The organism is Paraburkholderia sp. RL17-337-BIB-A (assembly GCF_046025895.1).
Taxonomy (GTDB): Bacteria; Pseudomonadota; Gammaproteobacteria; order Burkholderiales; family Burkholderiaceae; genus Paraburkholderia; species Paraburkholderia fungorum_C.
On the sequence record NZ_JARESY010000003.1, the window covers coordinates 1,229,964 to 1,244,160 of the forward strand.

The 14,197-nt window shown below is 59.7% G+C and carries 9 protein-coding genes and 5 pseudogenes; 8 read left to right on the top strand and 6 right to left on the bottom strand.

From position 1 onward, the window contains the following. Positions 1–83: 83 nt before the first annotated feature. Both P0D84_RS43980 and P0D84_RS43985 read left to right on the top strand, forming a co-directional pair. Positions 84–587 (top strand): annotated as a pseudogene (locus tag P0D84_RS43980) (SMP-30/gluconolaconase/LRE-like region family protein); the annotation flags it as partial. 87 nt (positions 588–674) lie between these two features. Next, a pseudogene (locus tag P0D84_RS43985) lies at positions 675–1,159 on the top strand (Acg family FMN-binding oxidoreductase); the annotation flags it as partial. Positions 1,160–1,186: 27 nt separating this feature from the next. On the opposite strand, the gene P0D84_RS43990 reads toward P0D84_RS43985, so the two are convergent. Further along, entirely contained in the window at positions 1,187–1,456 is a 270-nt protein-coding gene (locus P0D84_RS43990; RefSeq protein ID WP_408349843.1) for a DUF1488 family protein, read from the bottom strand. A gap of 342 nt (positions 1,457–1,798) precedes the next feature. Between P0D84_RS43990 and P0D84_RS43995 the strand changes: the two are divergent. Then, positions 1,799–2,089, top strand: a pseudogene (locus P0D84_RS43995) (c-type cytochrome). A gap of 47 nt (positions 2,090–2,136) precedes the next feature. Continuing rightward, positions 2,137–2,415, top strand: a complete 279-nt coding sequence (locus tag P0D84_RS44000) for a DUF3564 family protein (RefSeq protein ID WP_408349195.1) — start codon at positions 2,137–2,139, stop codon at positions 2,413–2,415. Between the two features lie 369 nt (positions 2,416–2,784). On the opposite strand, the pseudogene P0D84_RS49205 reads toward P0D84_RS44000, so the two are convergent. Continuing rightward, positions 2,785–3,216, bottom strand: a pseudogene (locus tag P0D84_RS49205) (transposase); the annotation flags it as partial. A 480-nt stretch (positions 3,217–3,696) separates the two neighbouring features. Between P0D84_RS49205 and P0D84_RS44010 the strand changes: the two are divergent. After that, positions 3,697–4,725, top strand: a complete 1,029-nt coding sequence (locus P0D84_RS44010; RefSeq protein ID WP_408349201.1) for an aldo/keto reductase — start codon at positions 3,697–3,699, stop codon at positions 4,723–4,725. Positions 4,726–4,866: 141 nt separating this feature from the next. Here the strand turns inward: P0D84_RS44010 and P0D84_RS44015 are convergent. From P0D84_RS44015 to P0D84_RS44030, 4 genes and pseudogenes are all read right to left on the bottom strand, one after another. Continuing rightward, positions 4,867–6,351: pseudogene (locus tag P0D84_RS44015) on the bottom strand (IS1182 family transposase). A 398-nt stretch (positions 6,352–6,749) separates the two neighbouring features. Next, complete coding sequence (locus tag P0D84_RS44020; protein ID WP_408349204.1) at positions 6,750–7,976, bottom strand: sensor histidine kinase; 1,227 nt, start codon at positions 7,974–7,976, stop codon at positions 6,750–6,752. Positions 7,977–8,711: 735 nt separating this feature from the next. Continuing rightward, entirely contained in the window at positions 8,712–9,854 is a 1,143-nt protein-coding gene (locus P0D84_RS44025) for a YncE family protein (RefSeq protein WP_408349207.1), read from the bottom strand. Between the two features lie 557 nt (positions 9,855–10,411). Beyond that, positions 10,412–11,434, bottom strand: coding sequence for a YncE family protein (locus tag P0D84_RS44030; RefSeq protein WP_408349210.1), 1,023 nt, complete (start codon positions 11,432–11,434; stop codon positions 10,412–10,414). A 474-nt stretch (positions 11,435–11,908) separates the two neighbouring features. Between P0D84_RS44030 and P0D84_RS44035 the strand changes: the two genes are divergently transcribed. The 3 genes from P0D84_RS44035 (at position 11,909) to P0D84_RS44045 (ending at position 13,747) form a co-directional block, all read left to right on the top strand. After that, entirely contained in the window at positions 11,909–12,127 is a 219-nt protein-coding gene (locus tag P0D84_RS44035) for a hypothetical protein (RefSeq protein ID WP_408349213.1), read from the top strand. 993 nt (positions 12,128–13,120) lie between these two features. After that, complete coding sequence (locus P0D84_RS44040) at positions 13,121–13,333, top strand: hypothetical protein (protein WP_408349216.1); 213 nt, start codon at positions 13,121–13,123, stop codon at positions 13,331–13,333. Positions 13,334–13,468: 135 nt separating this feature from the next. Further along, positions 13,469–13,747 carry a DUF4148 domain-containing protein gene (locus P0D84_RS44045; protein WP_408349219.1) on the top strand — a complete coding sequence of 93 codons (279 nt, stop codon included), beginning with the start codon at positions 13,469–13,471 and terminating at the stop codon, positions 13,745–13,747. Positions 13,748–14,197 lie beyond the last annotated feature (450 nt).

Sequence of the window (14,197 nt, forward strand, 5' to 3'; positions counted from 1 at the left end):
CGTTGCCGGGTTATCCGAGGTTTGGATAATCATATAGCCGGCCTGCCTCCGTTCGGGTCGAACGGCCGGCGTCGAGTCATGCCCCGCGCACGATCTCGCAGCTGACGCGGATCATCTACCTGCCTGGAAGCGACACGATGATTCTCACGCGAGGGGCAACCGGCAGCGCGGACTGGACCGCGGTCGGATCGCGCGTCGAGGTGTATTCACGGCTGGCTGTCCGGCAACAGGACCACGCCGAACCCGGTGATCAACATCTCTGGCGCGAATCCCAAATCAATTGTGGCCGCCGGCGATTACCTGTTTGTGGGCTCCGTGCATACCGTGTCGAATATCGATGCCTTCAACCTCACGACCGGACGGCTCGACACCAGTTCGTCAATAGCAATCCGAACAAGGTCGATGTGGGCAACGACGTGGACTCGATGTATGGACTTCGGGCGTATCGGCGTTCAACCGGCGAATACGAGGTGACGAATGACAACTACATTGACTCGAGCATTGTGGCGTATCGCTGGACGCCGCCTGCATTGACGGGGCCGGGGCGAGTGCGACGGAGACGATGGTGGCGTCGCAATTCAGCGTGAGTTGATGATGCGCCCGCGTCGCCGCGATTGGGGCGGCGGCTCAGGGCATCGGTCCGTGACCGGGCAGCGTTCCGCCAGGAACGGTCCATCGCCTGCGGCGGGAACGCAGCCATTCGCGAGCATCTGGCCACGCTGGTCGCGGAAGCCAATCACGCGCAATTCGAGGCAGGATGGCATGCCTGCGTTGTCGCCGGGCATGCGTGTCCTGCTCGATCTCGCCGTGCCTCTGGTAGGTTCGGTGATTCGCACATTCGACCTGGGTGGCGGCATGGCGGCCGCCCATCACACGCTGGTCTCCGGTTCGCCACTACTGCTGTGTATCGCCACCGGAGCGGACGATGCCGCCGCGTGGCTGGCAGCGGGTCAAGCGCTCGAACGGGTGCTGCTTCCCCGCAGCGGACAAGGGCATCACGGCGTCCTATCTGAATCAGCCGATCGAAGTGACTTCACTGCGCGACACATCGCGTGGCGCTCTGAATCTGGACGGTATGCCGCAATCGCCGCTGCGTATCGGCCGCGGCCGGCAGGTTCCGCGTTCGCCGCGGCGTCCGCTTGCCGAGGTCGTATCGTAGGGACAAAGCGGCCCGCCGAGGGCCGCTTCAGTCGCAAAAACGGAAGTAGCCGCTGTGCAGCATGACCGGCCTGGCACCCACTTCGTCCAGCAAGCGTCGCGCAGCCTGATCGATTGGATAACGGTGAGTATCGCACGCGGCGATCAGGTCGTCTTCACGTAATGACGCTGCACCAAAGGGATCTTCGAGCGCCTCCGCGGTAATCGCGCACTGAACCCGCACGCCGTCGGTCTCTGCCGGAATGGCGATGACCAGATCGCGAGCGCAATATTCCGGACGTTCCTGGAGGAAGCGAATATTCGTGACCGCAGCCTGAAGATAGGCGTGGCTCTTAAGGCGCGAGCATGCGAGCGACTGCAATGCTCACACGGCAAACAGCAGAGACTGCCGCCACGCGTGGCGCTCTCCTGTGAACAGGATAGGCCTCGTTTGCCAGTTGCCGAATTTTCACTGCGATCAGGGTTGACTCAAGTCAAGTGAGCTCGTGGACTGCGTGTAACGCAACGAGGGACATTGGCTTGATATGGGTCAATTGCGGTACGGCGTTGCCCGTACACTGAAATCGAAACCTCTCGTGGAGTGTGTCTCGCGAATGCCGCGCCCCTGCACTGTCTCGGTGTAAACGCATTTGCGCTGTCGCTGGCCGCAAGCGGCACAGCGCTCGCCCAGTCCGAGCCAACGGCACCCGTCGATCAACAGCATTGCATGTTCTCCCATACCCGGGATGCGCCTTTTGTCGCGCCTTCGTTGAGCAGATCGCAGAGCGCTATCGCGGCCTGCCCAACGCCAGCGCCACGCTTGAGCACAAGCTGCGACTCGGCGGCAAGGCCCACTCGGGGTGACATGTCAATGCCGCTGCCGGCGGATCGCGGCGGCCCATTGACACCCGGAGACGCTCACACGCCGATCCAGTGGGTTCTGATCCAATAGCGACCCAGTTCGTTTGCCCATGTTCATCGAAATGTACGGAGAACCTCATGCGCCTCCCCATCCACCTCGACACGTTCGACCGTGTCAATTCGGTGGCATTCGCCATCCTGTGGCTCGACAATAAAACACGGGCGCGTGCGCCAGTCATGCGGAACCCCGGCCTTCCTGTGATGGGTCGGGCGCACCTCGCCGGCCTGCCAGGCTGTGCCCAGGCTTGCCAGGAAGTCCGCCATCGGTACCTCGTCGTTCGGTCCGGCGCCGGTTGCGGCGCTGCCCGTAGCAGGGCATTCGGCCACGCGCCGCTGGGCCTCACGCATGCGGCGTAAAAGGTCCACCGGATCGCGCGCACGAAACTGTTCGCGCAGGCCCTGCTTGGTGGCCTCCGGCACCGAGGCCGCACGCAGGACTTGCTCAAGCGGCGTCAGGGGCGCTTCATAGTGCTTCGTGACCCGCGCCCCGTGGCGGGTCTTCGACTTCAGCTTGAACGACGGCTGGAAATAGTTGATGTACAGCCGCGAGACCCGGTACAGCGACGCCAGCGTTTCCGGGTCATCCAGGCCCCGCAGCTTGCCATAGCCCACCAGCCGCCGCATGATCGAACCGTTCTTCTGCTCGACCCAGGCCTGGTCGTTCTTCTTGTAGGGACGCGAGCGGGTCAGTTCGATACGCGCGTTCTTGCAGAAGTCGAACACGGCTTCGTTCATGAAGGCGGTGTCGTTATCGCTGTCGAGGCCGCGCAGGGGAAATGGCAGTGCGCTACGGACGCGCTCGATGTGCTCAATGACGAACGCATGGTTGCGGAACGGCATCGCCAGACATTCGGTCCAGCCAGTCGCGATGTCGGTCATCACCAGGCTGTGCACAAAGTCACCATCGATCTTGGTGCCGCCGCAATGCTCGACGAAGTCGATCTCCAGATAGCCGGGCAGCGGATCGTTCCAGTCGGCAAAGGTCCGGACCGGGACCGCGCGGCGGATCGCATTCCCCACGCCTCCGGCACGCCTGCGTTGCCCTCCGAAGGCCTGTTCACGAACATCCCTGAGCAACCGGTCGATCGTGGCCGCGCTGATGCCGGCGAGCCTCTCACGCAGGGCGTCGGTCAGCGACAGATAACCATACCGGGTCATCGACTCGACCAGCGTCGGAATCACCGCCTTCAGCCGCTTGCCGCAGATCCGGTCCGCGGCCTCCCACAGCGTGATCAGCGCTGCAAGAACCTCATCGTTGTAGCGCCGCTGTGGACCAGGCTTCGCTTTCGGCGCCGGACTTCACGGCACAGCACACGGATTGCGTGCTTGCGGTGATAGCCGGTCAGTTTTAAAAACTCGTCCAGGATCTGGCGTTTGCCATCCCGGTTGGCACGCCGGTATCGCTCTCCGACTGCCTCAATCAGTTCCCGTCGTGTCGTCATGCTGAGCTGCCTCGTCATAAGTCGCCCCCGCCAGCCATCTGACAGGTAGCAAATTACATGAGGCAACGACCCCGGCCTGGTAACAAATAACCTGAGTCAATGCGCAAGGGAGCATGTTTGGCAACGACGATCGGATCGAGCCGGGAATACAGATTGCGTGAGTATCGGTTTAAATTCTTGAATCATGGAGCGCACGGTGAATAGTCGAGTACAGCAGATCTACGGGCCGGAGTTCAGTTTTGGCGTTGGCGGCGTGCCTTTGGGCAATGAATTCGAGGTTGTCACGGACGCCGGTGCGCAGAGGACAATGGAAGCCTCGTGGGAGGCAGGCATCCGCTACTACGACGTCTCTCCCTGGTACGGGCTGGGAGAGGCCGAGCGGCGCTTCGGTCGGTTTCTGCACAACCAGCCTCGCGACAGTTATGTGATTTCAACGAAAGTCGGAAAATTGCTGAAGGCCTCACCGGCGAACGACAGCAACAAGCTATTTCCGTTGGGTAAGTCGCCAAACAGCGTAGTCTTCGACTACACGTCCGACGGAGTGCGACGCTCCGTCGAGGACAGCCTCCAGCGTCTCGGCATCGACCGTATCGACGTCCTGTTTGTCCATGATGTGTCGCCGGACAACGGTTTCTTGCCCAGGCCCTGGACAGAAGAATTCTCGACCGCACTCGAAGGCGCATTCCCGGCACTATGTCGTATGCGTGACGAGGGCATAATCAGGGCATGGGGAGTCGGCGTGAACTCACCCGAACCTATCCTGCGCGTTATACGGGAGTCGGACCCGGATGTCTGTCTGCTTGCTTCTCAGTACTCGCTGGTCGAGCATACCAATGCGCTGAACAACATATTTCCCGTAGCTCGTCAGCACGAGGTCAGTTTCGTCATGGGCTCCGCACTGAACGCCGGTTTTATCTCGGGCAGTGCGCGCTTCAACTACGGTGACAGTCGATGGAATATCTCGCAGGCTCACATAGCGAAGCGCGACAGGCTTCGTTCGGTGGCGCAGCAGTTCGGTGTCGATCTGCGCACAGCGGCACTTCAGTTCGCCGCCGCTCCTGATGTGGCGGCTGCCTTGATTGTCGGGGCCCATACGGAAGCTCAGGTACTTGCAAACGTAAGTTCGATGAAAGACAAGATTCCGCCACTGTTCTGGGAAGAACTGAAACGACAGGCGCTTATTGAGGAGAATGCCCCGGTTCCGGGCGGCGATGTCGCGGGCTGACACGTCGCCATTCGGGGCGTCCTTGGGCGCGCAATCGAAGCGAGCGAAAAACAAACATTGTCCCGCTGCCGCGTGCATGCCCCGTCTTGACTGGCAGCGAGCTGCAGTCCCCAAAGTATCGACGAAAGCGGGACGGACTATCTATAGTGGGTCGAACTGAGGCCTCAGTGGCAAATCGCGACTTATCGATTGCGGCACGACAAACGTCAATTCGGCGCCGGACGTGATAACCCGCTTCATGTTGTAGGCGAGTACGTGCAAGCTCATCTCGGTGCTCACCCGCTCGATAGTGCGCGTCAGGAAATGCGTCGCGCCCATCCATGCCTTGATCGTACCGAAGGGATGCTCGACGGTCTGTCGTCGGATACGCATCATGTCTGGGGCGAGATCAAGCCGGACCTGCATCTCTTCGAGCAATCCTGCGTGCTCCCAGCGCGTTACGCGGCGTTCGGTACTTGGAGTGCATTTGTCTTTCAACGAGCACTGTTGGCACTGCGAGCTCCAGTAGCGATCTAACTTCAGGCTACGTTCGGTTGTCTTGTAGCGCCATATGAGATGCTCGCCCGCCGGACATCGATACTCGTTCTTCTCAGCATCGTAGATAAAGTCCTCTTTGCTGAAGCGACCATCGGCGGTCGTGCCCGAGGTCTTCGTCTTGGGAACAAACACCGTAATGCCGGCCTCATGGCATGCGAGTATCTCCTCGCTCTTGTAATAGCCTCGGTCGGCAACTGCCGTGAGTTTATCGATACCCGTTTATCGACACCCATTTCCGTACGCGCCAGCTTGGCCATCGACGTGAGTTGGTCTCGATCAATGCCGTTGTTGGTGACCTCGTGCGTAACAATCAGATGGTGCTTTGCATCGACCGCTACCTGAACGTTGTAGCCGACGACTCCGGTTCCCCGCGTCTTCATCGAACGCGCGTCCGGGTCCGTGAGCGACACTTGCTTGTCCGGTGCCGCGTTGAGTTTAACTTCGACTTGCTTGAGGATTTGCATCTGCTCCTTGAGAGCCGCGATCTTGTCTTGCAGCCGTTCTGTCTTCGCCTTCGCGATCGCAGGCTCCTGACGATCTGCGGTGTCCATTTCCACTAGATAACGGCTGACGCTTGCCTCGATATCCCGCATGCGCCGTTCTAGTTTTGCGCTGGTGAAATTGCGGTCGCGATGGTTCACTGCCTTAAACTTGCTCCCGTCTATCGCAACGAGCGCATTGGAGAACAGGTCCAGGCGTTGGCACAGCACAACGAACTGACGACAGACGCTGCGGATCGCCTTGCCATTATCTTTGCGGAACCTCGCAATGGTCTTGAAGTCGGGCATTAGACGGCCCCGTGAGCCACATCAATTCGACGTTGCGCTGCGCCTCGCACTCAAGGCGTCGACTGGATTGAATTCGGTTCAGGTAACCGTAGATGTAGATTTTGAGCATCACCTCCGGGTGATACGAAGGTCGTCCGGTAAGCGCTGGTTCGACGCCCTCGAATCCAAGCTGCTGAAGATCTAGCTCATCGACAAAGACGTCGGCTACGCGTACGGGATTCGTATCCGTTACATAGTCGTCGAGCGATTCAGGAAGAAGGATTGTTTGCGTACGATTGTCGCCTTGAACGAACCGCTTCATCTCACTCACCTCCGCTATCGGACGAGATATTTTAGCAATTCAAAAAGGTGTTTTGACACAGTCTGGGCCATCTACAGCCGTTGGCCCTCGTTGTCGCATGGACGTTCGAACGTCGCCTCCCCCTTGGCAACGGACATTCGCGCGCGATCGTGGTCGTCGTGTTCGGGGCGTGTCCATCAATGGTTTTGCACAATTACTATCTTTGCATCGTCGACCAATGAAGCGGCCGTATGTCCTGCGCCGATGCGCCGACAACAGTCATCCACGAACAACGCGCGAATGCGTACTCGACGCAAAAAAAACGACACCAACGAGTATCGACGGCCGGAGGTTATCCCTGCGGCAGGGCGCGCAGAGTACTACACCAGCCTGAGGCGGACCGGAGCGACGCTGGCCGCTCAGCCGATGGTGTCGGCCGCCGGAAGCGTGAAGCAGACGCGGGCGCCGCCATGGACGGATGAGTTGTCCGCCGCGATGCGCCCGCGGTGGGCTTCAATGATCGAACGGCAGATGGGCAAGCCCAAGCCCATGCCGTTTTCCTTGGTCGTGAAGAAGTTCTTGAAGATGCGGTCGAGATGCTCGGGGGCGATGCCCGGGCCGCTGTCCTCGACAGCGCAGCACACTGTGGCGGCATCCGGCATGGCCATCCGGATGGTAATCTTGCGGCCCGGGCTTTCCGCATGCTCCATCGCCTGCATGGCGTTGACGGTGAGGTTGACAATCACTTGTTCGACCTGGATGCGGTCAGCAAGCACCCGAGGTGCTCCCGGAGCGAGCTGGTGCGATACCGTGACGCCGCGCTGTTGGAGTTCAGGACGTAGAATCGCAAGGGCCTCATCGATGAGCTCGTCAAGCGACACCAGCGTATGCTCGGGCGCTCGCGGGACCGCCATCGCGCGGATGCTGTCAATAATGTCCGTGCAACGCTGCGCATCGGCTATGATGCGCGTGCTCGCTTCGCGCGCCTCCGCTACGTTGGGCACTTCGTGGTCGAGCCAGCGGAGACCGGCTTCGCCATTCGTGATAACAGCGGCGAGGGGCTGCTTCAGCTCGTGGGCGATCGAGGCGGTCAGTTCGCCCAGCGTCGAGATGCGCGCAACATGCGAAAAGTCCGCCTGCATCCGGCGAAGCGATTCTTCGGCACGCTGGCGGGCGGCGACTTCTGCCAGCAGCTGTTCACTCGCCTCGAGGTGCCTGCTCACGCGAATTCCAACGTGGACAAAGCCTGCGGTCACTATCAGCATGCCGGCGGTGATACAGCGGTTGATCCAGTCCACCCAGTTTAACTCTGGGTGCCCTACCGGTTCACTTCCCAGAGGCATACCGACAACCGCCAGCACCGCCAGCGCCGCAGTACCACCCCACAACCATTGAACGGACCGAGTCCAGGCCAGGGTCACAACTACAAATGCATAGAGAATCGAAAGATTGATGTCGCCTGGCGTGTAATAGTCCAAACCAAAGATGAGCACGGTTAACACGCTGGCCAGAATCTTGGCGAGCGCAGGAGACAGCCCCCTGAACATGCTCAATTTTGTTTTGAATTCGTCCAAGGAATTGAGTTCGGGCCGGATGATTTCTTCCGTTCCCGGGTAAACGCGGGATCCGGTCGTGTCCTTGACCACGGTTGTCGCTCCTTCGGCTTAGGGTGCGCGATTGCCGCACCTCGATGACTTCATCATAGGTCCTCTGCTTGCCGGATTTCGGTTGAAGTCGCGGTGGACGTACGCTGCTTGCTGCGCTCTGCGAATCCTGAAATGCGAGGTGAGCTGAACCGCAATGGCAGTGGGGTGATCCTGCACCTGTCGCGCTGTGGCCGCCGGCGCTGCACTGCACTTCTGTGATGACCGGCCGGAATGGCCGAAACATGCGGCAGTTGCAAGACCGCAGACGGCCGTTCAACCTCAAAAAGCTGCCGTCCGCCTGATCAGGCATCCACCAGCCGCAGTGGGTCGGTCCATGCCTTTCGCATATCTGCTGCGATCAGCGATCCTGCGAGGTTTGCGTCGGCCCGGGTTCGGCCATGAAGCGTCATTCGCCCGCACCGTCGCTGGGACATTCAGACGTCGTTTCCACCCAGGAAGCGGCCATTCACTTCAAGACGGTGAACGTTGCTGGATCGGCCATAACAGCCGCTCGTGGCAGCAAGACGATGTCGACGAATGATGTCTGCCGTTCGACGCGTTGACGGGCCGCTTATGGATCGGCGGTCGGTCTCGACCTTCCCGGTCGGCGAGGAGCAGACAACCCCAATGCATTCTTGCGCAGCGGGAACGCGCTCCTTGAAGCCCCAGGCTTCAAGGAGCGCTACCGGCGAGGATCGTGCAGCAACCTCCACGCCGGCAGCGGTTCATACCTCTTCAATGCGTAGTGACGACATGAATCCCGCCGTTCGGGAAAGCCGCGACCCCCGGCTGGAAGGGCACGTACGCCTGGCCGGAAGCGCCATCCACCGCGACCGAATGTACGCCGGTCCCCACTGCCAGTTTGTCGATGAGCGTGCGCGTCGACGCGTCGACTATGCCCAGTATCGGCGTGAAGCCGGAGCTGGCCGCGATGCCGGACGTGGTTTCATGACGGGCCGGAAGAAAATAGCGGTTTGACACTGCGTCGTATGCGACCTGATCGACTCCGCCGAACGGAATACTCGCAAGCGTGGCCCCCGTCGTGCGATCGAGGATCAACGTGATAAGCGGCTTCCCGGCGGCCGAATCGCAGCCCACCAGCATGTCGTTGTTCGGACCGAGTTCGAGTCCCGTTGGCCCGCATGCGCCAAGCGGGAATACCTTGCTCACCACCGGTGCGTTAGCGACCACCGTACTCGCGGCAATCACGTTCACCTCACCTGCCGGATTGCTCGGCGTACCATCGTTGTTGACGAGGAAGCTTTTCGACTTCGAGTCGTAGACGCACGCCTCGAGGCCGGACGACGTCGTAAACTGATGCGTCGCGACGATCGAGTTTGTCTTCGTCGAAATGAAAGTCGCAGTCGGAGGCGTCTCGCCCGGACTCGAAAACATCACCAGCTTGTCGTCCGGGTCGTAGCAGCCTTCGTCGACGCGGTGCGGGGCGGTCTTGAGTGGTGGGACTGCGATGGTGCTGACGACTTGCTGCGCGGAGATGTCGATTACCTTGATCGAATTTACATCGCCGGCATAAAGGGTGTTCGTGCCGGGAATCCCGACGAGTCCATCAGGCCCGGCGAGATCGGTGTTCGAATTAACGCCGGTGAAGGCGGAGGCGCCGGTGCCCTTGATCTGCGCGATGAGGGTGTTGCTCTTCGTGTCGACCACGTCGACCGCCGCGTTGTTGCGGTCCGCAAGGAAGTACTTACCGCTATCAGCGTAACTGATGTCGAAACTGAACGGCGGGGTGGCCGAATTGGGTACCGCGATGGCAGTCTTGATCGTCGGCGAAGTGGAGTTGACGTCCGAGCCTCCCCCGCACGCGGTGAGCAGAACGGATGCGCCAAGCGTTAACGCGAACCAAAGCTGTCTTTTCATTGTTGTCTCCGGAATAGGTCTGCATGTTCGGTCAGGAACGGGGACGATTTTTGGTTGCAAGGTTGCGAGACCACGCCACGAATGGACGCGGCCTCCACAAGCACAATAAGACGAGCAATGCGTAAAGTCGAAGACGTAATCTTGCTGCAGCGCAAAAAAGTGTGCCGTTTGGCGTGTCAGGCGGACTATTTCACTGCCAATTCAACCAGTTATGCGATTACCTTCGGATTAGTAGATTCAGACGATACTTTTTATTTGCAATCCGGCCTGTGCGCGACCTGCCGGTGAGTGGACGGCAGCGCGTCGGAAAATGTGTATACAGGGTGGTGTGGCGCAGACCTTGGCCGGCACCTATCTCCCGCGCGCAAAACCCGCCAGGACTAAAACCCAATGCGTGACGCCCGGCTTCATGATTTCGCCGCATCCGAAGCGTTGACACACCGCAAATTCATCGGCTCGGCGTTGCCCTGATGTCCGCCGACGGGTTCTCGAACTTTGTCTGATGAAGGCAGCAACGCGCAATTACCGTCAGCGGAACGCAACGCGAGCCGCGCCGGTCAATTGACGCGAAATACCTGCAGCCCGGCTTCGGTGGCTTGAGGCCCCTTCGTATGCACGACATATAGCCGGTGCAGCGAAGGAATGTAAGCAGAGGTCTTGCCCCCTAGGGTGTCGATATGCTGTTCGATCCGATAGTGGTCAGGGTCCGTTTGCTGCACGACGTCCAATCCGCCTGCGCCCGTGACATAAAGCCGATGATGGTTTGCGTCGAAGTGCATGTCGTCGGATACGTCAACGATATTAAGCGACTGGACGACAGATCCGGTATCGGAGTCGAGCACGTAAAGCTTCCCCGGCGCCCTCGAACCAATGAACAGGCGCTTGTGCTCGCTGTCGAATGCCATCGCAGAGTTACGGCTCGGGCCGGGAACGGTCCAGACGCCAACTAACTTGCGTGCTTTGAGATCGATCACGCCGACTTGGTTTTTGTCTCGAAGATTTACAAAAAGGCGGCTTGAGGCATGATCAATGACCATTCCCTTCAACTGAGCGGCGGGCACGTGGACTTTTCCGAGAACCGCGCCATCCGAAAGCGAGAGCAGAGTGATATAGGCGTCGTCTTGATGGGATTGCACGCCTCCATTTCCCACATAAAGTATTCCGTTCTTCCTGTCAGCGACCCCGGAGTCGGGTTGGGGTTCAAGGGAGACCGTCTTCTCCACCTGGAAATTCGACGTATCGACGATCTTGACATTTGCATCGCCAGCATCCGCGATGAACATGGTTTTGCCGTCGTTCGTCAGGAGGATTTTGTGCGGCGACTTTGCCACGGCTCGTTTGCTTGACAGATGCTCGCCGTCTGGCAGGCTGAACACCTCGATTGACCCGTACTCCTCTGCCGAAACGTACAACCGACGATGGGGCAAGTCGACAGCGAAATGATCAAAGTCTCCGCCCGTGACAGCCGGTAACGGTATCGTTTTCAACCAGGTCAACGGTGCTGGGCTCGCCGTCGCTATCAATGGAAAAATGGTCAGGCACGCCGAAAACAGACGGAGGAGAGTCGGAAGTACGTTCATGATGTTTTGATCGTCCGTGCGACGAGCGGCCTTGTTTGAGGAACCCGCATTATGTGCCGCGCAGGTTAACGGGCGCAGACGCAATGATTACAGATCTGTCATGTGCGATCGCGAAAGGTGGGTCGAGTTATGCCTTTCCCATATTTGCTGCGATCGGCGATCTTGTGAGGCATGCGTCGGGCCGGGTTCGGCCACGAACGATCGGTCGGCATCGACTTCCGGATCGCTGATAATCGATGCGCACCCCTATTTGGACGGAGCGTTCCATAAGAATTCTCGTTGCTGCCCTGCTCTCGTTGGTCAGCGAGCTTTGCTGTTACTGCCTACGATATACATATCAATCGTAAAGCGTTTTGGGCCGAAGAGTCCGAGTTCCAATTCACCTCGCAGAGTGACAGAGCGACCCCCGGCGGTGACAAACAGGTCCAGCTTGTCCCACGCGACGACGAGTAGGGCAACCGTTTGGAGACAGCCATGCATTTCGACTACCAACAATTCTACATCGACGCGTCACCTCTTGATGAAGGCGGCCACTATTACGGCCGCGCTAAGATCTATCGGCGCGCCCCGGTGGGTGGCGATGCCGTTGAGGTGAAGTATTCGGGCGACCTCGGCGACTATTCGTCCGACGCGGATGCTATTGAGGCGGCGCAGCGCTGGGCGATTCAGTGGCGCGAGGAGAACTCGGCCTAGGTCGCGTGCAATGATTCCTCGAGAATCACGCTGGAGACAGATATGGCCGAAGGGAAAGAGCAATTTGAAGAGTACAAAGGTTTCACTATCCGGGTCCCTGGCTGTCCCGAGCATTGGCCGCACCCACCAGACATCCAGTTCGGGTATGCCGGATACGTCTGTCGGCCCAGCGACGATATTCGCTATTCACCTAGCAGGGTGAATTTCTCCCACGCGATACCTGACCTCCCAAATGCAGAGGCCGCAGAGCAAGCCGGGTTCGCCGAAGGGCGGTCGATCGTCGACCGGACGTGTATCCGGACTTATCAGTTGATGTTCTGTAATTCCGGGCGTCGCCTCCAGGAGCTCGACTACCCCGCGACTTATGCCTGACGCAGGCAGACCTGCAGCGGACCGTTTATCCATTCAGCATCGGACCGTGTCCGGCCAATGGAAGAGGCATCGTGAAAAGACATACGATATTCAACCTGTTATGCCCGTGCGGACACCGTGGCTGCATTTTCGAAAGCGCAGACAGCTGTGCCAGCCTGGCATTTCAACTTTGTGAGGAGCCTTTCTCACGCTGGCGATTACGACGGGCTAGACCCGGTATTCGCCGATGTAAAGCCCGCTGGCCCGGCTTGCGGAGCATCGCTGAGCCCCGAGCATGTCGTAGCGCGGGAGAGCTACCCGTTACCCGCGGCAACATGCACGGTGCCACCGCAGATGGCATGGTCCCGTCAATCGATCTTCAGAAATACTGCGAACCGGGGTAAGCGATGTCGTTGCAGGCTGGGTGACACTGACGAAAGGAGGCATCGCTATGGCCGACCGATATGATCTGCAACCGCACCCAGCCGACGCTTGCGAGCATGCCGACGACACAGATTACGACTGCCGACGTTCCGCAAGTGAGGCCTGCGACGCTGCCGTAACAAGCAGATCGCGTACCCAGTCGTCGGCGCGGGCGTGTGGATTGCTGCGTTGCTGCTGTCAGTTTTCAACGGAGGCCGTATGGCCGATCAACACAAGCCGGGCGAGACGGTCAGAACGTCCGGAATCTACAAGGTGGTGAGGGAGGGCGGTGGCGGACCGGAATTCGAGGTTACGTGCGTGGAAGGAGAGCACTTCCCGCCAACCCGTTCCGGTAAAGGTGCGCACTACGAGCTGGTTCACGGCGCAGCGCATTCGCACAAGCACAGCGAGCTGGGCAGCGGCGACAGGTAGCTCTCTGCCAGCGCGGACCAGAGTGTTGCCTCAAAGGTTGCCCATCGGGGCGACACGCTAGCAGCGGCAGCATGCAGTTGCCTGAGGCATTGGTAGCGAGAGGTAGGTATCGTGGGTAGACCGCAGACGGGCTGGATGGCAATTTCCGCTTTGCTACTCTTTCTAGCTGGCTGTGCGATGGGCAGCATGCCGTACACCGGGCGGCACCTCAGCCCAACGGAGTGCCGCGACCTCGCGGCGCTCAGAACCAATGCGCCGCCGACGATGGGGGAGCACCAAAGCGAACTGAGCGCCTTGAGGAAGGCAGGCTATGACCCCTCGCCATGGTATGACGACCCGTACTATCCAGACGATCTGCAAGCGGCACAGCGGCTCGTCGACTACTGGTACCAGTCGGAATGTCAGCAGCCGTAGCTATCGGCGCGGGTGCGTGCGTATCGGACCGGCGTGAGCTATAACGGTAAGGTCACGTCCGCAGGTCGCCATGTGGATGTGCAACGGGTATCAAATTCTGACGACGCTGCAAGTGGCGGAGCCAAATATGGACGACGAAGGGCTCTCCTTCACCTGCCCGGTTTCTCACCGTCGCAACCGGCTGGTAGCCCTGCCACGCAAAGATCCCGACGATCCCCTGGAGCTGGAGCAGGTCCGCGCATAGGTCAAATTGACGCCTCGCGCCTAATCTGCCGTCTCGCTGCTAGTTCACATCCCGTGCGGGGTCGCATGCTGCCGAAGGCCGACGCCCCGAGGCGCAGGCGGCGTACTTCATTGCGTTTGGCTCTGGTCGGCCAGTTGCCGTCATTCGCCATCGCCACGACGCGGTCATACGTGGGTCCGCAGCACTCCGTTGCCGGTCGCTGCGGC

Excerpts from the sequence above, each read along its gene's own strand:
- P0D84_RS44045 (WP_408349219.1), top strand. The coding sequence starts at position 13,469 with ATGGCAATTTCCGCTTTGCTACTCTTTCTAGCTGGCTGTGCGATGGGC.
- P0D84_RS44035 (WP_408349213.1), top strand. The coding sequence starts at position 11,909 with ATGCATTTCGACTACCAACAATTCTACATCGACGCGTCACCTCTTGAT.
- P0D84_RS44040 (WP_408349216.1), top strand. The coding sequence starts at position 13,121 with ATGGCCGATCAACACAAGCCGGGCGAGACGGTCAGAACGTCCGGAATC.
- P0D84_RS44025 (WP_408349207.1), bottom strand. The coding sequence starts at position 9,854 with ATGAAAAGACAGCTTTGGTTCGCGTTAACGCTTGGCGCATCCGTTCTG.
- P0D84_RS44000 (WP_408349195.1), top strand. The coding sequence starts at position 2,137 with ATGCGCCTCCCCATCCACCTCGACACGTTCGACCGTGTCAATTCGGTG.
- P0D84_RS44030 (WP_408349210.1), bottom strand. The coding sequence starts at position 11,434 with ATGAACGTACTTCCGACTCTCCTCCGTCTGTTTTCGGCGTGCCTGACC.